We start from the raw sequence: 20,107 nt of genomic DNA on the forward strand, positions 1-20,107 counted from the left end.
TTATTTAATTTAAACTTTTTCTTAATTAGTGCAAATTTATAAATATTAATTTATAACGCACCAAAAAGCCACCCTAAAAAGAGTGGCTTTATAAATTGTATTAATACAATAAATTTATTTTATTTGATTGATCTCAACTCTTCTATTGTTAAATCTTCCTTCACTAGTAGCGTTAGAATCAATAGGTGCAGTTTGACCAAAACCTTGAGTAGATAATCTATTAGCGCTTACTCCTTTATTTACTAAGTATGCTTTTACAGCATTAGCTCTATCTGTAGATAAAGTCATGTTTCTAGCAGCAGAACCTGTACTATCTGTATGTCCTTCTACTGAGAATCTAAATTGTAAATTTTGATTTTGGTTTAAGATAGTAGCAACATTATCTAAAATAGCAGCAGCATCTGGTCTGATTGCAGATTTTCCAGTATCAAAGTTAATGCCTCTTGCAGCTTGATCTACTGTTTCTTGATCTACAAATACTTCTGGACAACCTTCGTTAGAAGCAGGACCAGGAACCTCAACACATCTGTCAATAATGTCAATAACACCATCTTCATCAGTATCTTTGTAAGGACAACCTGAGTTTCCTTTAGGACCAGGAACTTCTGGACAAGCATCATCTCCATCTGCAACACCATCTCCATCTTGATCAGGACAACCATGTAAAGCTTTTAATCCAGCAACTGTAGGACATTTATCTTTAGCATCTGGAATACCATCTCCGTCTGTATCTGGACAACCATCAAATTCTGGTAAACCAGGAACATCTGGACATTTATCACAACAGTCAGAAACACCATCTTTATCTGCATCAGTATCTGGACAACCATTAAACTCAGCTAAACCAGCTTCATTAGGACATTTGTCTTCTTTATTACTTACACCATCACCATCAGTATCTTTATTTCCTAATTTCCATACGATACCAACAGAATGTTGATACATATCAAAATCTACTGGAGTATTTACTTTTTTATAACCTGAAGTAAAGTTAATACCTACATTATCACTAATCCAAGCATTAAAACCAGCACCAACATTTAAACTTACACCGTTTTCAGTTCCTACCCAATTTTCACCAACACCAACGTATAAGAATGGATCAAACCAACCTGTTTGTCCAAATAAATTATTTAAATCATATTTTGCATTTAAATCTAAACCAAAGAATGTTACATTAGCAGATGAACCCCAAGGTTTATCAACTTTATTTAACGACCCTGCAAGTTCAGCACTAAAACCACTTCCTATGTATCTTGTAACAGCAAATTTGCTTAACCATGGAACGGCATTTACATCATTTCCATTAAAATCATATGATCCGAAATATCCAGATGTTGCATCTGTAGAAGTGCTAATATCAATAGCATTTACTCCTAAAGTGAAGCCCCAAGGATTTTCTTTGTCCTGAGCATTAGCATTGCCTAGGGACGTAATTAATAATAAAGCCAATACGGCAATTTTTAAATGTTTCATTTTCAGTGAATTAAATTAAATGTTCTTTTTATTTTTTTAAGTAAAATAAGCTACCTTTACATAACTATTGAAGCAAATTTACAAAATATTCTTAAATACAGAGCAATAATACAATAAATCTAAATAATTTTCAACAATTTACCAACATTTATAAAGGCTTGTATAGCTTTATCTAAATGTTTTTTATCATGAGCTGCAGATAGTTGAACTCTAATTCTTGCTTTTCCTTTTGGAACAACAGGGAAAAAGAATCCAATTACATAAACGCCTTCTTCCAATAACATATTTGCCATATCTTGAGATAGTTTCGCATCGTATAACATTACTGGAACAATTGCAGAATCTCCTTTAACTATATCAAAACCTGCTTTGGTCATTCCTTCTTTAAAATAATTAGTATTCCACTCTAATTTATCTCGTAAAGAAGTATCTTTTGAGATCATTTCAAAAACTTTTAATGACGCACCTACAATTGCTGGCGCTAAAGAATTTGAAAATAAATAAGGTCTAGATCTTTGTCTTAATAATTCTATAATCTCTTTTTTACCAGTGGTATAGCCTCCCATTGCACCTCCAAGCGCTTTCCCTAAGGTTCCGGTAATAATATCAACACGACCCATTACGTTTTTCAACTCTAATGTTCCTCTTCCAGTTTTTCCAATAAAACCAGCGGCATGGCATTCATCAACCATTACTAAAGCGTCATATTTATCGGCTAAATCACATATTTTATCCAAACTTGCCACAACACCATCCATAGAAAAAACACCATCGGTTACTATAATTTTAAATCTATGGTTTTGCTTGTTCGCTTCAATTAACTGAGCCTCTAAATCCGCCATATCATTATTTTGATATCTGTATCTTGCGGCTTTACATAAACGAACTCCGTCTATTATTGAAGCATGATTTAAAGAGTCTGAAATTATAGCGTCTTCTTTCGATAATAATGGTTCAAAAATACCACCATTTGCATCAAATGCAGCAGCGTATAAAATAGTATCTTCCGTTTGATAAAAGTTAGCAATTGTTTGTTCTAACTCTTTATGAATATCTTGTGTTCCACAAATAAAACGCACAGATGACATTCCAAAACCATGTGAGTCTAACGTTTTTTTTGCTGCTGTTATAACTTCAGGATTGTTAGACAAACCTAAATAATTATTTGCGCAAAAATTTACTACTTCTTTTCCTGTATTTAATTTAATTACTGCATCTTGTGAAGATGCTATAATACGTTCAGATTTATACAAACCCGCTTCTTTAATTTCTTGAAGTTCTTTTTGTAAATATTGTTGTATTTTGCCGTACATAATTGCTGTGTTTTTTTACAAATCTATAATTTTTTTAAACTTCTTCAATAATAATTTCATTATTAATATATACAATTATTTTTTTTGCAATTGTATAATTTAACTTTTTTAAAGTTGTAGCATATTTTAAAAGCTGTTGCTGGTATTTTTTATCTGGATTTCCAGTCTTATAATCTATAATTGTAACTTTATTATTATTAACAACTAATCTATCTGGTATAATTATTTTTTTATCTTGAGTAATTATTTCTTGCTCGTTATAAACTTCGTTATTAGTATTAAAATAAGCTTTTAATTGTGGATGATGTACTATGGAATTTAAAATATCTAGAATCTCTTGTTCATCGTTCTTAGAAATTGTACCATTAAAAACATATTGTTTTATAACATCGTCAATATCGTTTTTAGTTATTATTTTTGATAAAATTTCATGAATTAAATTTCCATAACCAATTGCCTTTCCTTGCTCGGTATCCCATAATAATGATGAATTTGCTACTATAGAAATATTATGGTTTTTCCAAGAATTTGAAATAAATACTGTTTGTATAGTTGTGTTACTTTTTTCTTCTACAGGAATTTCAATCCGTTTTGGATCTCCAAATGCATATTCTAAAACTTCTGAATTCCATAAGCCTTGTTGTTTTAAATAATGCACAAACAAACTTGATATAAATTTAATTTCGCTATTATTTTTTGTTGAATTTTTAAGTTCTGAAACTATATACAATTGTTCCACTGCCCTTGTTAAAGCAACATATAAAATATTAAAATTATCTAGTTCTAAGGCTTCTTTACGTTCTTGAAACAAATATTCTCCTTGCCTTCCAATAAGGTTTAGTTTTGAGCTATATTTTACTAAAAAAGAGTCTATTTCACTTATTTCTGATTTTTTATACCAAACTTTAGGGTTAATCTGTCTATAAATATCAATATCATAAGGATAAATAACTACCGGAAATTCTAACCCTTTTGCTTTATGAATTGTCATTATTCTAACTGCATTTTCAGCTTCAGGCGCAACAATACTTAACTTATCTTTTTTAAGTTCCCAAAGTTCTAAAAAATCGTTTATTGAAGGTTGTTTTTTTTGTTGATATTCAAATACAAAATCTAAAAAGAATTGCATATCTGAATCTGATTCTGGAGTTAAATTAAAACTTCTAATTATGTATTCAAAACTTTCATAAAATGGTAGTTGTAAATATTCTTGATAATTAAAAAAGTAGTTATATGCTTTTAATTCATTAAAAAAATTGTCATTTTCTAAATTAATAAAACTACTTAAAAATTCGTGTTTTGAAATTTCTAATTGTAAATAGTTGTATAAAGAATAAAGCATTTTAGCTTTATATTCTTTATTTAAAGGATTGTTTATTACGTTTAAAATGGTAATAATAAAATTTACCTTTTCGTTGTTTTTTAACAACAATGTTTCTGAAGATATTATTTCTATATTATTTTCAGACAAATAATTTGCAATTGTTATTCCCTGCGCTTTAGTTCTTACCAAAACACATACTTCATTTTTTTTAAAAGTAGCATCCAAATTTTGAATAATATCGAATACTTTTTTAGGGTATACTAGATCTTTTTCTTCATCATTTTTATCTTTTTCAACAAATGATAATTGCACAAAACCACCAATATTATTTGTAGTTTTTTGCGAATTTCCTTCAACATATAAATTGCTGTAACTTTTGTTTGCTAAGAATTGAGAAATAAATTTAAAAAAACCATTATTAAACTCTATTATTTCTGAGTAACTTCTATAATTAGTATCTAAATTAGATAATTGTTTTTCTACATAGAAAGGATTATTTTCTTTTTGCCCTTCGTCTAAAGAAAGTGCTATAAATTGTTCTGGATTTCCACCACGCCACCTGTAAATAGATTGCTTTGCATCACCAACCAAAAGCAATTGCCCGGTTTCGCCCATTTCGTTTTCAGATGTTAAAGCATTTTCAATTAATGGAATTAAATTTTTCCATTGTAATTGCGATGTATCTTGCATTTCATCTAAAAAATAATATCGGAATTTTTCACCCAATCTTTCATAAATAAATGGCGCTGGTTCATCTTTAATTGTATCACTTATTAACTGATTAAATTCTGCATTTAACAGTATATTATTCTCTTGTTTTATATCTTGAAGTGCTGAATTTACATAATTTAAAACCGCTAAGGGAATTAAACTTTCAACTAAAATACTATTTAAAACATAGGTGCCATAAGTAGCTTCAAATAATTTTTTTGAAGTGTAATAAAGCTCTTTTAAGTTAGGTGCCATACTATCAATTGTTTGTTTTAAAAAAGGATCGCATTTGGCGGCATATAAATTTTTATTTTCTTCAATAGTTTTATTTAATCTACCATCAAATTTTATAGCTCCAGGTTTTTGTTGTCTAAATTTTTGAAGTTTTATAAAGTAATTAGGAAATTCACCCGAATATCCAAAGTCTTTGATATTTATACCATTTTGTGCTATAATTTCAAGTGCTTGTGTACCTATTTCATTAAAAGTACTTTCAATTTTTTTATTTTCTTTTTGAAGTTTATTTTTTAAATTTTTAAACGCTTCAATTGAAATATTATTTAAAGATTTTAAATGAGTGGTATGATTTTCATTTAAAATAATTTTTGCAAAATCTTTTAATTCATTAGAAATATCCCAGGCTTTATCATCATCTAATTTTTGAATGGCATAATTTACAAGTAATGTAGTAAGTTCTTTATTTTCACCAATTTTAGAAATTACAATATCAACAGCTTCATTTAAAAGGCTTTCAGAATCCATTTCCACATCAAAATTCATTGGTAATTTTAAATCGTGGGCAAAAGTTCTAATAATTTTATGGGTAAAACTATCTATGGTAGTAATATTAAAAGCCCCATAATTTTGCAAAATAGCATTTAATATTACTTTAGATTTTTTAAAAATTACGTCTTCTAGTAAATTTGTTTCTTTACAAATAATAGAGAGCATATTATTTTTTTCAAAGTTTGAAAAACTTTTTAAATTTTGAATAACACGTTCTTTCATTTCACCAGCTGCTTTGTTGGTAAAAGTAACTGCTAAAATTTGTTGAAATTTAAATGAATTATCGCTTAATAAAAGAATTTTTAAATACTCTTTTACCAATGTAAATGTTTTTCCACTTCCAGCAGAAGCACTGTATATTTGAAAATTTTTAGAATGTTGCATTTATAACAATTATAAACGCAAGTTAACAAATTTAAAAAGTTTTATAACAGTTATTATTGAATTTACGATAAAAGAAAAAGGTGTATAAAACTATCTTCCGTTACGCCAATTAAATTTTTTTCTACTGTTCCATTTGTACCTTCTTTGTGCATTTATTTTCATAACTAAACTAAAGGAATAGAACATGTGTGGCTTTAATTGATAATCTGGTGAATTATACTTGTAACCACCTTGGGCATTTACACCAAAAGAGTCGGAAAACCAATAATTAGCTCCTATTCCTGCATTTACCGTACCTCCACTTCTATCGGCAAAAGTATAACCTCCACCAGCATAAATAAAAGGTGTAAAATAATTTTGTGGATTAACAAGGCTATATTGTAGGTTTCCATCTATGGCATAATAAGATATTGCGTCTATTTCAATATCTCCATATCTAGTTATTTTATTTACCGAAAAAGAGACATCTAAAGAAATTCTATTTTTCCAATAACGTGTTACATTAACCTTTGGAGCAAAAACATTCCAATGGTCTTCTGCATTCCAAATCTCATTAAAAAATCCATCTTGGTTTCCTGTGGAAGGATCTAATCCTGGAAAATGTGTTGGGTTTAATACTGGAAAGTAATCTACGGCATTTATTCCTATACCTACAACCCACTTATTTAATTCATCTTGCGCATATGTTTTACTCGCAAAAACTATATTGAAAAAAATTAATAGTAATATATTTCTAAACAATCCATTTTTCATAATTAGTATAAAGGGGTTTGTTGATTACCAATGTTTTATAACGAAAATAATTTTAATAAATTGTATCTATTAAAGGGGCTAATTATTTTGTTATCAACATTATAACCTAAATTATTGCTTGTTTACTTGCTTTATTGCATCAGTAAAGTCTTCTAAGTTATTATTTTTTAAGATTAAGTGTATAGCTTCATCTGCAATTTTTTCAGTATTTTTTATTGGAAAACCTAAACCAACACATATTTTTATTAAAACACTTGCTTCTTCCTTAGATACAGAACCATCAGCATAAATCATTTTTGCTAAATCATATAAATGTTCAATTCTATCATCATAATTATGAAGTCCTTTTACTGAATATTTATCAGGATTTTTAATAATATTATTATACATCTCTTCTGAGATAATAAATTTATCAGCTAATTTTTTAAGTAATTTTTCTTCTCCTTCTGTAATAACATTATCTGCTAATGCTAATTTTACTATACTCGAGAAATGACCTATTCTTCGCTCCTGATCACCACTAAATTTGTAATTTAAAACAGACATATACAATATTTTTTAAACGCAAATATAAATAAACCAATAAAACAATCGTAATTAATAAAATAAATATATAATTAATATTTAAATTAAGTTTAATTTCTTAATTAAATATTTAATTATGTAACTATTGGTATTGGAAAAATTAGTATTCTTTTTTTGATTTTCTATAAAATGCTACCTTTGGCCAAAATTTGTAATAATTGAGCGCCCAAAATATTATAAAAAACTACGAACAAATTGTAGAAGATAAACAATTAGTTTCGTTACTTTTAAAGGAAAAACAACAAATTCAAATCTCGAATTTGGTTGGATCATCATTGTCTTTTATTATTTCAGAAAGCTTTAAAAAAACAGCTAAACAATTCTTATTAATTTTTAATGATAAAGAAGAAGCTGCTTACTATTTAAACGATTTAGAACAACTTTTAAATGATAAAGATGTACTTTTTTATCCTGGTTCATACCGTAGACCTTATCAAATTGAAGAAGTTGATAATGCAAATGTTTTACTGCGTTCTGAAGTTTTAAACCGCCTAAACTCTAGAAAAAAACCAGCTTTAATTGTTACCTATCCAGACGCCTTATTTGAGCAAGTTGTAACCAAAGCCGAATTAAACAGAAACACCCTTAAAATTGGTGTAAACGACAATTTAAGTCTAGATTTTGTAAATGAAGTATTGTTTGAATATCATTTCAACAAAGTAGATTTTGTTACCGAACCTGGAGAATTTTCGGTACGTGGTGGTATTATTGATGTATTTTCATTTTCAAATGATCAGCCGTATAGAATTGAATTTTTTGGGGATGAAGTAGATAGTATTCGTACGTTTGATATTGAAACCCAACTTTCTACCGAAAAGCTAACAAAAGTTAGCATAATGCCAAATGTTGAAAATAAAACTTTAGACGAAAAACGCGATAGTTTTTTAAAGTATATTTCTCCTAAAACTGTTGTTTTTACTAAAAACACAACTTTTGTCACTGATAGATTAACTAAGCTTTTTTCAAAAGCTGAGGAAGCTTTTAAACAATTATCAACAGCAATAAGTCACTCCAAACCAAACGAACTTTTTTGTAACGGAACTCTTATAAATCAACAATTACAAGATTTTACAACAGTAGAAATTATAAACTCTTTTAAAACGGGAGTTACCTCTAAAACACAACAAAAAATACTTAAAAACAATGAAAATAGTGTTGTAGTATTTAACACAAAACCTCAACCTGCATTTAACAAACAATTTGATTTGTTAATAGAAGATTTTCATAAAAATTCTGAAAATGGTTTTACAAATTACCTCTTCTGCGATTCGCAAAAACAAGCAGAACGTTTTCACGATATTTTTAAAGATCAAGACACAGAAATTGAATACAAAACCATTGTTTTTCCATTATATCAAGGTTTTATTGATGTTGACAATAGGTTGGCTTGCTATACCGATCATCAGATTTTTGAACGTTACCATAAATTTAGATTAAAAAATGGCTACGCTAAAAAACAATCTATAAGTTTAAAAGAATTAACAAACCTAGAAATTGGAGATTTTGTTACGCATATAGATCACGGAATTGGAAAATTTGGTGGACTGCAAAAGATAGATGTTGAAGGAAAAAAACAAGAAGCTATTAAACTTATTTATGGCGAACGTGATATTTTATACATTAGCATTCACTCGCTTCATAAAATTTCAAAATATAACGGTAAAGATGGTAAAGCGCCTAAATTACATAAATTAGGCTCTAAAGTTTGGAAAAACCTTAAACAAAAAACAAAATCCCGTATCCGTCATGTTGCCTATAATTTAATTGAATTGTATGCAAAACGAAAATTTAAAAAAGGTTTTCAATACAGTCCAGATAGCTATTTACAACACGAATTAGAAGCTAGTTTTTTATACGAAGATACTCCCGATCAATCCACGTCTACACAAGATGTAAAAAATGATATGGAAAGCGAACAACCAATGGATAGATTGGTATGTGGAGATGTAGGATTTGGAAAAACTGAAATTGCAATAAGAGCTGCTTTTAAGGCTGTAGACAACGGAAAACAAGTCGCTATTTTAGTACCAACAACTATTTTAGCTTTTCAACATTTTAAAACTTTTAGCGAACGTTTAAAAGACTTTCCGGTAACTGTAGATTATTTAAACCGTTTTAGAACTGCAAAACAACGAAAAGGCGTATTAGAAGGCTTAGAAAAAGGCTCGGTTGATATTGTTATTGGTACGCATCAGCTTACAAATACCTCTATAAAATATAAAGATTTAGGACTTTTAATTGTTGATGAAGAGCAAAAATTTGGTGTTGCCGTAAAAGACAAACTAAAAACTATTAAAGAAAACATTGATACTTTAACACTTACAGCCACACCTATTCCAAGAACCTTGCAATTTAGCTTAATGGCTGCACGTGATTTATCGGTTATAAGCACACCACCACCAAACCGAGTTCCAATTGAAAGCAATGTAATCCGTTTAAATGAAGAAATTATTCGTGATGCTATTAGGTATGAAATTCAACGTGGTGGGCAAGTTTATTTTATTCATAATAGAATTGAAAATATTAAAGAAGTTGCTGGTCTATTACAACGCTTAATTCCAGATGCAAAAATTGGTATTGGGCACGGACAAATGGAAGGTAAAAAGTTAGAACAATTAATGCTTTCTTTTATAAATAATGAGTTTGACGTACTAGTTTCTACTACTATTATAGAAAGTGGTTTAGATGTTCCAAATGCAAACACTATTTTTATTAATAATGCTAATAATTTTGGTCTTTCAGATTTACATCAAATGCGCGGTAGAGTTGGACGTTCAAACAAAAAGGCATTTTGCTATTTTATTACACCATCTTACCATATGATGACAGATGATGCCAGAAAACGTATTGAAGCAATTTCAATGTTTACCGATTTAGGAAGTGGAATTAACATCGCTATGAAAGATTTAGAAATACGTGGCGCTGGAGATTTATTAGGCGGTGAACAAAGCGGTTTTATTAATGATATTGGTTTTGATACTTATCAAAAAATACTAACTGAAACTATTGAAGAATTAAAAGAAAACGAATTTAAAGATTTATACAAAGACGATCTTGATAAACCAAAAGAATATGTAAAAGAAATTCAAATTGATACCGATTTTGAGATTCTATTCCCTGATGATTATATCAATGTAATATCAGAAAGATTAAGCTTATATAATAAATTAGGCGAGCTTAAAACCGAAGAAGAGTTACAACAATTTGAAGTGCAATTAATAGATAGATTTGGCGAACTTCCAACACAAGTGGTAGATTTATTAAATAGCGTTCGTATAAAATGGATTGCCAAAAAATTAGGTATAGAACGTTTAATTTTGAAGAAAAATAGAATGTTGTGTTATTTTATTTCCGACCAACAAAGTTCTTATTACCAAACACCAACTTTTACAAGCGTGTTACAATATTTACAAAAAAACCCTACAACCTGTGTAATGAAAGAAAAAGAAACCAAAGCAGGTTTACGATTATTACTTACTTTTATAAAAATTACATCTATTAAAAAAGCTTTAGAAACACTTCAAAAAATTTAAATGAAAAAGCAGCAATTAAAAAATATATTCGATCTTAATATTGCTGTTATTTTAATGAGTACTTCTGGCGTATTAGGAAAATCCATTTTATTTCCACCAGAAATAACAATTTGGTGGAGATGCCTTTTTGCCGCTTTTATTATTGGATTATTTTGTTGGTATAAAAAATATAATTTAAAAATAAAAAGTAAAAAAGACGCTGTTTCATTACTTTTAAGTGGTTTTTTATTAGGAGGCCATTGGGTTACTTATTTTTATGCTTTACACCTATCTAACGTAGCAATTGGTATGCTTTCTTTATTCACATATCCAATAATAACTACACTGCTAGAACCTCTTTTTTTTAAAATAAAATTAAGTAAATATCAATTATTACTAGGAGTAATGATAGTAATTGGCATCTATTTTTTAACTCCCGAAATGAATTTTGAAAACAACAATACTAAAGGTGTTTTAATGGGCATTCTATCTGCATTTTTTTATGCACTTAGAAATATTATTACCAAAAAAAATGTACATCATTACAATGCATCTATAGTAATGCTGTATCAATTAATTGTAGTTGTTTTAATTTTATGGCCTTTTAGCATTACTTACAATTATGTAGATACTTCAAACTGGATTAAGATTGCTTCTCTAGCATTAATTACAACCGCATTAGGACATACTTTATTTGTAAATAGTTTTAAAAATTTTACTATTAGTACCGCAAGTATTATGGGAAGTATGAGTCCTATTTATGGCATTATTTTAGGAGTTATTTTCTTATCTGAAATTCCTTCAACAACCACATTATTTGGTGGCGCACTTATATTGGCTACCGTTTTTATAGAAAGCATTAAATCAACCAAAAAGTAAGTTTTAAACTACAGCAATAACTTATTTAAAATAGCAGTAACTTTGCGTATCATAAATCATTTAATATTTTGGAATCAAAACTATATTTAGTACCAACACCTATTGGAAATTTAGAAGATATCACTTTTAGAGCTGTAAAAGTTTTAAAAGAAGTAGATTTAATTTTAGCTGAAGATACACGTACCAGCGGAAAATTATTAAAACATTTTGAAATTTCTACGCATATGCACAGTCACCATATGCATAACGAGCATAAAACAGTAGATAACATAGTAAAACGTATTAAAAGTGGAGAAGCAATCGCTTTAATTTCTGATGCAGGTACTCCAGCAATTTCAGATCCAGGGTTTTTATTAACACGTGCTTGTATAGAAAACGATATTGAAATTGAATGTTTACCAGGTGCAACAGCTTTTGTTCCTGCATTGGTAAATAGCGGTTTACCAAACGATAAATTCGTTTTTGAAGGCTTTTTACCTGTAAAAAAAGGACGACAAACACGTTTAACTTTTTTAACAGAAGAAACTCGAACTATTATTTTTTATGAATCTCCTCATAAATTAGTAAAAACACTTACTAATTTTGTCGAATATTTTGGAGCAGACCGTCCAGTTTCTGTTTCTCGAGAACTCACTAAATTATACGAAGAAACAGTTAGAGGAACCGTTGCAGAAGTGCTTGAACATTTTACAAAAACTGCTCCAAAAGGTGAATTTGTTATTGTTTTAGGAGGAAAAAATACTAAGTGATTTTGTTAAAATAAACTCTTTAACAAATGAAAGAACTCGATAGTTTTTATTTAAATAAAGTAGAACCAAATAAAAGTTGTTTACTTGCATTACGTGCTATTATTTTAAATACTGATAAACATATTTCTGAAGTTAAAAAGTATGGAATGCCTTGTTTTTGTTATAAACAAAAGATGTTCTGTTACCTTTGGACAGATAAAAAAACATTAGAACCTTATATTTTATTTGTTGAAGGAAAACACTTAAATCATCCAAAATTAGAAGCTGGAACACGCTCTAGAATGAAAATATTTAAAATTAATCCAACTGAAGATCTTCCAATAAATACTATTCATTTACTGTTAAATAAAGCATTAAATTTATACAAAAATGGTACAATTATAATTTAGTTTTCTTCAATATTAATCTTGTTTAAATAGAGTTTTAAAACAGGACATTTGAAAATTACACTAAACTTATTCTTTTAGAGTAATATAAGACAAGGTATAAGGCTTACTGTGTTTTGTGTTTTTCATTCCTTTAGCAACCATTAAATCAAAATTCGAAATAATTAATTTATCTCCGTAAACAATTAAATCTGCTGGTTGATCTAATGCCCCATTTTCACCATCATTATCAGGATATTGAGCAAGAATTGTTACTTTTTTATTGGTATCAACCTTAAATATTTGGTTTTGTGCAAAACCTGCTACATATAAATTCCCTTTTGAATCAATATTAATTCCATCAGGAGCAGCAGTTATAGGCAATTTTACATAAACCTCATCGTTACTTACTTCACCTTCGGGTGTTAATGTTAGTTTGTAGATAGTTGCATCACCCAAATTTCCAACCAATAAATTACCTTCTTTATTAAAAACCAAACCATCTAAACCTACTTGTCTATTTGGGTTTTGCGTTATAGAAGTGTAAATTAAATTTTTATCTGAATTATCATTATTAATTGTAATATTTCTATCTGAAATTTTAAAGCGATACACAGCACCAACAACTTTATCTTTTTTAAGTTTTGGTAAATTTGTTTGAGTAACATAAACAGCTCCATTGTAATATCTAATTCCGTTTATTGAATTAAATCCTGAAGCAATAATTTCAGTACTAATTAGCGTGGTTTCATTAAAAGTCATTCTTAAAAGTCGCCCTCTATTACCTTGATTGTCACAAACATAAAGCACACCTTTATCGTCATAAGCAATTCCCATTGGTTTAGATATTCCTGTTTCTTGTAAAACAGGTACATATACTAATTTTGAAACTTCCCCTTCTTTTGTAATACGCATTAAAACTCCAGGTTTAGACCTGTCTGCATAATTTGGACAAGAGAGTGTTAAACTTCCGTCAGGGGCAATATCAAACGCATCAGGAGTTGGGCAATAATCTGGTAATTCAACAAATAATTTTGCCGATAATATATCTGTTTCTTCAACTTGAGCAAACGAGTTAAAAGAAATAAATATGAAACAATAAAAAAGTAAAAAGTGGTTTTTGAAGAAATTCATAATGATTTTTAGTTATTAGTTGTCTCAAAAATAGAAAACCTATAACTATAAAAATCTCTTACTATTAACTTAAAACAACTAAATTTTACCCCTTTGTCTTAATTCAATTCTAAAAAAGTTAATTTTCTTCAGCATCAATCATTTTTTCAAAAATAATTCCACCTTTAAACATTCCTTTTAAAAAAGGATGAATTTCTTTTCCTAAATCGGTTAAACTATATTCAACTTTTGGTGGTACTTCTGGAAAAACTTTTCTATTAATTAAATTATCAGCCTCTAATTCTTTCAATTGTTTACTCATCATACGCTCACTAATATCAGGAATAAGTTTCACCAATTCGTTGTAACGTTTATTTCCCTGAGAAAGATGTAAAATAATAGTGCTTTTACGTTTTCCTTTAACCACATTTATAAAAGTATCTATAGGACAATAACTTTTTTTCATTTTTTTTCTGTTTAAAAGCCGAGCATCTATACAAAACAGCACAAAATGTTCGTAAGTGTATAATTTGTAAGCTCTTGCATACTCCAATTTAATGGTTGAAATTTGCTACAAAAGTAACAAAAAGATAGAAGATATGATGAATGATAAGAAAACCTTTAAAGCATTTAGAATTGAAGAAGAAAATGAAAAATTTACTTCAGCAATAAAAGAAATGTCTTTTGAAACATTAGAAAAAGAAGAGCTTTTAATTAAAGTACATTATAGTTCATTAAACTATAAAGACGCTTTGTCTGCAAACGGAAATAAAGGAGTTACCAGAAATTATCCGCACACACCAGGAATTGATGCCGTTGGAACTGTAATTTCATCAACTTCAGAAAAAATTAAGAAAAACGAGAATGTAATTGTTACAAGTTACGATTTAGGTATGAATACCAATGGAGGTTTTGCTGAATATGTAAAAGCTCCAGCAAGTTGGGCAGTTAAACTACCCAAAAATCTTTCTATGAAAGAAGCTATGATTTTTGGTACAGCTGGTTTAACCGCAGGAATGTCGGTATTAAGATTAACCGAAAGCGTAAAACCAAAAGACGGAAATATTGTTGTTTCTGGAGCTACTGGCGGCGTTGGTTCTTTAAGCGTATTAATTTTAAATAAATTAGGTTATAAGGTAACTGCAATTACAGGTAAAGAAACCGAAAAACACTATTTTGAAAACTTAGGTGTTGAAGTAATTTCTCGAAAAGATTTTGAAGAAATGCAAAAAAGACCACTATTAAAGCCTTTATTTGCTGGTGGAATTGATACTGTTGGTGGTGTTATTTTAGAAAATATTATAAAAACCATAAAACCTTTAGGCGTAGTTACTTGTTGTGGAAATGTGGCTTCTCCAAAACTAGATTTAACAGTATTTCCATTTATTTTAAGAGGAGTTACCTTAATTGGAATTGATTCTCAAAATTACCCAATGAACTACAGAGAACAGGTTTGGAATAAATTAGCTGACGATTGGAAAGTTGAAAATTTAGAAGCGAATTCAACTACTATTTCTTTAAACGAATTACATGAAAAATTGAATTTAATGTTAGCAGGTAAATTAAAAGGAAGAACTATTTTAAAAATGATTTAAAATTTTAATTCACACTGTATAAAAAGGCTGAAGGATTTATTTCTTCAGCCTTTTTATTACTAAGTTTGTCCCGTCCTGAAATAGCGATACACTAAAACACAAGTGTAATGAAAACATCAGACAAATCAGGTGCAGCAAAGCGAACTCAAAAAGATTACTCGCTTTCTTTTAAACTTCAATTAGTTGAAGAAGTAGAACAAGGATTTTTAACAAAAACCCAAGCCAAGCGTAAATATGGTATTCAGGGAGACGCTACAGTAACCAAATGGTTGCAAAAATATGGTAACTTTGATTGGGAAAACCAAGTTCCAAAAACGATGTCAAAAACTCCAGAACAAAAAATACTTGAGCTTGAAGCTAAAATAAAGCTCCTTGAAAAACAGAAAGCTAGAGCTGAACATCTAGCAGAACGTGCTGATAAAAAGGTTATTATTTTCGATATGCTTGTTGATATGGCAGAAAAGGAATATGATATTCAAATAAGAAAAAATTACACACCCGACTTATCAACATCTTCAAAGAAGAATATAAAGAAACTTTAGTTTCTACCTGTGATTTGCTCGGGGTAAACAGACAGGTTTACTATAGATCCATAAAATCAAGACTTCATAAACAAACTGTAGCACAAAAAGTTATCGTTTTGGTTCGTGATATTCGGATGCTAATGCCAAGATTGGGTGGTAAGAAATTATACTTTCTGTTAAAGGATAAATTATCACTATTAAAAGTAGGAAGAGATAAATTGTTTAGAATACTAAAAGCTAACCATATGTTAATAATACCTAAAAGAAGCTACCACATAACTACAGACTCTCATCATAGATTTAGAAAGCACAGAAACCTTGTCAGCTCAATGGATATAGAAGGGCCTGAATCAGTTTGGGTGAGTGATATTACATATATCGGAACGAGAACCAACCCTTCGTATCTGGCATTAATCACAGATGCTTATTCTAAAAAGATTGTAGGATATGATGTGTCAAAATCTTTATCAATGGATGGTTCATTGAGGGCATTGGAAATGGCTATAAATAATAGAAAATACAAAGAAAGTCCATTAATACATCACTCTGATAGAGGGTTGCAATATTGCTCGAATGAATATCAAAGACTATTAGAAAACAATGAGATTAAGCCTAGTATGACTGAAAAATATGATCCATATGAAAATGCAGTTGCAGAGCGAATAAATGGAATTTTAAAACAGGAATTTAGTGTAGCACAGAAGATTCAAGATTTTAAAGTAAAGAAGAAACTGGTCAAAAATGCAATAGAAATATACAACAATATAAGACCTCATTTATCTAACGAAATGCTAACACCAATACAAATGCACGCACAAAAAAAAATTAAACCAAAACAATACAAATCAAAAAAGCTGAACAATGATGTCATTATTCAGCTTTAATTTTTAACTTTTACCCTTTAATAATCTGTATCGGTTATTTAGGACTAGACAAAAATTACAATTTAAACAGTTGCAGTTTCTAACTCTGCTGCTATTGGAAAATCAATTGCAAAGTCGGCTAAATTATGTATGTAATTACTAATTATTTTATCGCCAACTACAAACACAACATCTATTAAATTAGCTTCGGTATAACCTGCTTCAAAAAAGGCATTTTTAGCCGTTTGTGAAGCTTTTCCTTTATTTTCAACAACAGAAGCTGTAAACTTTGCTAAAGCGTCATATTTTGAATTAAATGAAGCCGTTCCAGCTCTTAATTCTAAAATTTCATCTTCAGAAAAACCATTTAATTTTCCAAGTTGTGTGTGGGCAGATTGGCAATAACGACATCCGTTTATTTGACTTGTTACCAAATTAATAATTTCACGTTCTTTTGCTTTTAAAGTAGATTTACGGTTTTGTAAGGTCAAATAATCTCCTAAAGCTGTTTCATTTTTTGCAAAATAAGCATATAAATTAGGTGTAAATCCTAATGCTTTTTCAAGATTTCCAAAAATTGCTTGATTGTTTTCTGATACTTCGTTTTTTGTTGGTACGCTAAATTTACTCATGATTTTTATTTTTTTAGTTGTATAATTACCTGTTTGAATTCTATATTATTTATTTTGTTTCACAATAATAATCTGCTATTGCGTGTTGTTCACAATAGGTTTCTTTTGAACTAAGATTATTGTTAGTAATTGCTTTGTAAGAAAAGTTTTCTTTTGAAAGAGAAATGTTGTCTTTTACTGTATTTGAATGTTTCATAATTACTGTTTTTTCGTTTTGATAGTGCAAAGATGCGACGAAAGAACAGGTTAATGTTAGGCAAGATTACCTTAGAAGTTGTCAATTCTTCCTAAAGGCTCATTTTTTTGTATTCTGAAGGAGATATTCCTTCATTTTTTTTAAAAAAACGACTAAAAGATTGGATGTCTTCGTATCCAACTTGGTAGGCAATTTCTTTTATAGAACTGTCTGTATAACGCAATAATCTTCGCGTTTCTAACATAATTCTATCTTGAATAAATTGTAATGGTGTTTTTGTTTCTAATTTTGAAAATAAGTTAGAAAGTGTTTTGGGAGATTTGTTTAAAATTTCAGCATATTCTGAAACAGTATGTTTTGTTTTAAAATGTGTTTCAACCAAAAAATTATACTCACGAACGATGTCTGAATTAGTTGAATCTAGCTTATTATAATTATGCTGATCTTTATAAATGCGTGTACATAGAATAAGCAATCTTTTTAATAACATTTGAAGCATTTCTAACTGTAGTTTATCGTTAGATTCCATTTCATGTTTAAAAACCTTAAACAAGGTTTCAAAAGGTTCTATGTCTTTATTTAAAAGCTTTAAAACAGGTAATTGTGAAGCGCCAAAAAATAAGATTCCCTTACAACTAATTTCCGAATCGTGATCTATAATGCAATAGAAAGGTCTATTAAAACGTATCATTTGAAGTTTTCCAACTGCGGTAGTTTCAATTTTATGAAATTCGGTAAAACAAACAATTTCATTTTTTTTAAAATGATGTTTTTTATTATCAATTGTTAGTGTGGTAGTGTTATCTAAACACCAAAGTAAGGTTAGGCTGCTTTCTATGTTTTCTTTTAAAATAGTGCAGTTATTAGCATCAATTAATTCAATTCTTAAATATTCATTTGTTTTTCCGGTATAAATCATCTTTTTATAATTGATCCTAATTTAAGTCGAAAAATAAGAAAATTATTACAATAACTGTCTAGTCCTAAATAACCAATACAGATTATTAAAGGGTAAAAGTTAAAAATTAAAGCTGAATAATGACATCATTGTTCAGCTTTTTTGATTTGTATTGTTTTGGTTTAATTTTTTTTTGTGCGTGCATTTGTATTGGTGTTAGCATTTCGTTAGATAAATGAGGTCTTATATTGTTGTATATTTCTATTGCATTTTTGACCAGTTTCTTCTTTACTTTAAAATCTTGAATCTTCTGTGCTACACTAAATTCCTGTTTTAAAATTCCATTTATTCGCTCTGCAACTGCATTTTCATATGGATCATATTTTTCAGTCATACTAGGCTTAATCTCATTGTTTTCTAATAGTCTTTGATATTCATTCGAGCAATATTGCAACCCTCTATCAGAGTGATGTATTAATGGACTTTCTTTGTATTTTCTATTATTTATAGCCATTTCCAATGCCCTCAATGAACCATCCATTGATAAAGATTTTGACACATCATATCCTACAATCTTTTTAGAATAAGCATCTGTGATTAATGCCAGATACGAAGGGTTGGTTCTCGTTCCGATATATGTAATATCACTCACCCAAACTGATTCAGGCCCTTCTATATCCATTGAGCTGACAAGGTTTCTGTGCTTTCTAAATCTATGATGAGAGTCTGTAGTTATGTGGTAGCTTCTTTTAGGTATTATTAACATATGGTTAGCTTTTAGTATTCTAAACAATTTATCTCTTCCTACTTTTAATAGTGATAATTTATCCTTTAACAGAAAGTATAATTTCTTACCACCCAATCTTGGCATTAGCATCCGAATATCACGAACCAAAACGATAACTTTTTGTGCTACAGTTTGTTTATGAAGTCTTGATTTTATGGATCTATAGTAAACCTGTCTGTTTACCCCGAGCAAATCACAGGTAGAAACTAAAGTTTCTTTATATTCTTCTTTGAAGATGTTGATAAGTCGGGTGTGTAATTTTTTCTTATTTGAATATCATATTCCTTTTCTGCCATATCAACAAGCATATCGAAAATAATAACCTTTTTATCAGCACGTTCTGCTAGATGTTCAGCTCTAGCTTTCTGTTTTTCAAGGAGCTTTATTTTAGCTTCAAGCTCAAGTATTTTTTGTTCTGGAGTTTTTGACATCGTTTTTGGAACTTGGTTTTCCCAATCAAAGTTACCATATTTTTGCAACCATTTGGTTACTGTAGCGTCTCCCTGAATACCATATTTACGCTTGGCTTGGGTTTTTGTTAAAAATCCTTGTTCTACTTCTTCAACTAATTGAAGTTTAAAAGAAAGCGAGTAATCTTTTTGAGTTCGCTTTGCTGCACCTGATTTGTCTGATGTTTTCATTACACTTGTGTTTTAGTGTAT

General features: G+C 29.1%; 19 protein-coding genes. 7 read left to right on the forward strand and 12 right to left on the reverse strand.

The features are described from left to right. Window positions 1-114: 114 nt before the first annotated feature. From MHL31_RS10405 to MHL31_RS10425, 5 genes are all read right to left on the reverse strand, one after another. Window positions 115-1,476, reverse strand: a complete 1,362-nt coding sequence (locus tag MHL31_RS10405; RefSeq protein ID WP_240225891.1) for an OmpA family protein — start codon at window positions 1,474-1,476, stop codon at window positions 115-117. A gap of 119 nt (window positions 1,477-1,595) precedes the next feature. Beyond that, window positions 1,596-2,789, reverse strand: a complete 1,194-nt coding sequence (gene kbl / locus MHL31_RS10410; protein WP_240225892.1) for a glycine C-acetyltransferase — start codon at window positions 2,787-2,789, stop codon at window positions 1,596-1,598. A 34-nt stretch (window positions 2,790-2,823) separates the two neighbouring features. Next, on the reverse strand, window positions 2,824-5,994 hold the full coding sequence (locus MHL31_RS10415; protein ID WP_240225893.1) for an exodeoxyribonuclease V subunit beta: 3,171 nt from the start codon (window positions 5,992-5,994) through the stop codon (window positions 2,824-2,826). Between the two features lie 90 nt (window positions 5,995-6,084). After that, complete coding sequence (locus MHL31_RS10420) at window positions 6,085-6,747, reverse strand: transporter (RefSeq protein ID WP_240225894.1); 663 nt, start codon at window positions 6,745-6,747, stop codon at window positions 6,085-6,087. A gap of 111 nt (window positions 6,748-6,858) precedes the next feature. After that, a complete protein-coding gene (locus MHL31_RS10425; protein WP_240225895.1) occupies window positions 6,859-7,293 on the reverse strand; it encodes a TerB family tellurite resistance protein in 435 nt (144 codons plus the stop codon). A 197-nt stretch (window positions 7,294-7,490) separates the two neighbouring features. Between MHL31_RS10425 and mfd the strand changes: the two genes are divergently transcribed. From mfd to MHL31_RS10445, 4 genes are all read left to right on the forward strand, one after another. Next, window positions 7,491-10,865, forward strand: coding sequence for a transcription-repair coupling factor (gene mfd / locus MHL31_RS10430; RefSeq protein ID WP_240225896.1), 3,375 nt, complete (start codon window positions 7,491-7,493; stop codon window positions 10,863-10,865). Next, window positions 10,866-11,723, forward strand: coding sequence for a DMT family transporter (locus MHL31_RS10435; protein WP_240225897.1), 858 nt, complete (start codon window positions 10,866-10,868; stop codon window positions 11,721-11,723). Between the two features lie 68 nt (window positions 11,724-11,791). Continuing rightward, window positions 11,792-12,472 (forward strand): 16S rRNA (cytidine(1402)-2'-O)-methyltransferase, encoded by a 681-nt coding sequence (gene rsmI / locus MHL31_RS10440; RefSeq protein WP_240225898.1) that lies wholly within the window; start codon window positions 11,792-11,794, stop codon window positions 12,470-12,472. 26 nt (window positions 12,473-12,498) lie between these two features. Further along, a complete protein-coding gene (locus MHL31_RS10445; protein ID WP_240225899.1) occupies window positions 12,499-12,861 on the forward strand; it encodes a DUF1801 domain-containing protein in 363 nt (120 codons plus the stop codon). Window positions 12,862-12,927: 66 nt separating this feature from the next. On the opposite strand, the gene MHL31_RS10450 is transcribed toward MHL31_RS10445, so the two are convergent. Continuing rightward, window positions 12,928-13,971 carry an SMP-30/gluconolactonase/LRE family protein gene (locus MHL31_RS10450; protein ID WP_240225900.1) on the reverse strand — a complete coding sequence of 348 codons (1,044 nt, stop codon included), beginning with the start codon at window positions 13,969-13,971 and terminating at the stop codon, window positions 12,928-12,930. 118 nt (window positions 13,972-14,089) lie between these two features. Continuing rightward, window positions 14,090-14,416, reverse strand: a complete 327-nt coding sequence (locus MHL31_RS10455; RefSeq protein WP_240225901.1) for a helix-turn-helix domain-containing protein — start codon at window positions 14,414-14,416, stop codon at window positions 14,090-14,092. 91 nt (window positions 14,417-14,507) lie between these two features. On the opposite strand from MHL31_RS10455, the gene MHL31_RS10460 reads away from it, so the two are divergent. The 3 genes from MHL31_RS10460 to MHL31_RS10470 all read left to right on the forward strand — a co-directional run bounded on the left by MHL31_RS10460 (window position 14,508) and on the right by MHL31_RS10470 (window position 16,953). Then, complete coding sequence (locus MHL31_RS10460) at window positions 14,508-15,545, forward strand: YhdH/YhfP family quinone oxidoreductase (protein WP_240225902.1); 1,038 nt, start codon at window positions 14,508-14,510, stop codon at window positions 15,543-15,545. Between the two features lie 107 nt (window positions 15,546-15,652). Continuing rightward, window positions 15,653-16,087, forward strand: coding sequence for a hypothetical protein (locus MHL31_RS10465; protein ID WP_240225903.1), 435 nt, complete (start codon window positions 15,653-15,655; stop codon window positions 16,085-16,087). A 14-nt stretch (window positions 16,088-16,101) separates the two neighbouring features. Further along, a complete protein-coding gene (locus MHL31_RS10470; protein ID WP_240225904.1) occupies window positions 16,102-16,953 on the forward strand; it encodes an IS3 family transposase in 852 nt (283 codons plus the stop codon). A gap of 62 nt (window positions 16,954-17,015) precedes the next feature. Here MHL31_RS10470 and MHL31_RS10475 read toward each other — a convergent pair whose 3' ends face one another. The 5 genes from MHL31_RS10475 to MHL31_RS10495 all read right to left on the reverse strand — a co-directional run bounded on the left by MHL31_RS10475 (window position 17,016) and on the right by MHL31_RS10495 (window position 20,086). Next, entirely contained in the window at window positions 17,016-17,564 is a 549-nt protein-coding gene (locus MHL31_RS10475; RefSeq protein ID WP_240225905.1) for a carboxymuconolactone decarboxylase family protein, read from the reverse strand. Between the two features lie 49 nt (window positions 17,565-17,613). Continuing rightward, window positions 17,614-17,760: a hypothetical protein gene (locus MHL31_RS10480; RefSeq protein WP_240225906.1), complete on the reverse strand. Its 147-nt coding sequence runs from the start codon at window positions 17,758-17,760 to the stop codon at window positions 17,614-17,616. Window positions 17,761-17,851: 91 nt separating this feature from the next. Beyond that, window positions 17,852-18,679 carry an AraC family transcriptional regulator gene (locus MHL31_RS10485; RefSeq protein ID WP_240225907.1) on the reverse strand — a complete coding sequence of 276 codons (828 nt, stop codon included), beginning with the start codon at window positions 18,677-18,679 and terminating at the stop codon, window positions 17,852-17,854. A gap of 106 nt (window positions 18,680-18,785) precedes the next feature. Continuing rightward, window positions 18,786-19,637 carry an IS3 family transposase gene (locus MHL31_RS10490; RefSeq protein ID WP_240225904.1) on the reverse strand — a complete coding sequence of 284 codons (852 nt, stop codon included), beginning with the start codon at window positions 19,635-19,637 and terminating at the stop codon, window positions 18,786-18,788. Window positions 19,638-19,651: 14 nt separating this feature from the next. Next, entirely contained in the window at window positions 19,652-20,086 is a 435-nt protein-coding gene (locus MHL31_RS10495; protein WP_240225903.1) for a hypothetical protein, read from the reverse strand. Window positions 20,087-20,107 lie beyond the last annotated feature (21 nt).

The sequence above is a fragment of the Lutibacter sp. A80 genome, assembly GCF_022429645.1.
GTDB lineage: Bacteria > Bacteroidota > Bacteroidia > Flavobacteriales > Flavobacteriaceae > Lutibacter.

Coding starts and splice junctions, on each gene's coding strand:
- MHL31_RS10465 (WP_240225903.1), top strand. CDS start 15,653: ATGAAAACATCAGACAAATCAGGTGCAGCAAAGCGAACTCAAAAAGAT.
- MHL31_RS10450 (WP_240225900.1), bottom strand. CDS start 13,971: ATGAATTTCTTCAAAAACCACTTTTTACTTTTTTATTGTTTCATATTT.
- MHL31_RS10425 (WP_240225895.1), bottom strand. CDS start 7,293: ATGTCTGTTTTAAATTACAAATTTAGTGGTGATCAGGAGCGAAGAATA.
- MHL31_RS10460 (WP_240225902.1), top strand. CDS start 14,508: ATGGTTGAAATTTGCTACAAAAGTAACAAAAAGATAGAAGATATGATG.
- MHL31_RS10495 (WP_240225903.1), bottom strand. CDS start 20,086: ATGAAAACATCAGACAAATCAGGTGCAGCAAAGCGAACTCAAAAAGAT.
- MHL31_RS10420 (WP_240225894.1), bottom strand. CDS start 6,747: ATGAAAAATGGATTGTTTAGAAATATATTACTATTAATTTTTTTCAAT.
- MHL31_RS10480 (WP_240225906.1), bottom strand. CDS start 17,760: ATGAAACATTCAAATACAGTAAAAGACAACATTTCTCTTTCAAAAGAA.
- MHL31_RS10405 (WP_240225891.1), bottom strand. CDS start 1,476: ATGAAACATTTAAAAATTGCCGTATTGGCTTTATTATTAATTACGTCC.
- kbl (WP_240225892.1), bottom strand. CDS start 2,789: ATGTACGGCAAAATACAACAATATTTACAAAAAGAACTTCAAGAAATT.
- MHL31_RS10485 (WP_240225907.1), bottom strand. CDS start 18,679: ATGATTTATACCGGAAAAACAAATGAATATTTAAGAATTGAATTAATT.
- MHL31_RS10475 (WP_240225905.1), bottom strand. CDS start 17,564: ATGAGTAAATTTAGCGTACCAACAAAAAACGAAGTATCAGAAAACAAT.
- MHL31_RS10455 (WP_240225901.1), bottom strand. CDS start 14,416: ATGAAAAAAAGTTATTGTCCTATAGATACTTTTATAAATGTGGTTAAA.
- MHL31_RS10415 (WP_240225893.1), bottom strand. CDS start 5,994: ATGCAACATTCTAAAAATTTTCAAATATACAGTGCTTCTGCTGGAAGT.
- MHL31_RS10445 (WP_240225899.1), top strand. CDS start 12,499: ATGAAAGAACTCGATAGTTTTTATTTAAATAAAGTAGAACCAAATAAA.
- MHL31_RS10435 (WP_240225897.1), top strand. CDS start 10,866: ATGAAAAAGCAGCAATTAAAAAATATATTCGATCTTAATATTGCTGTT.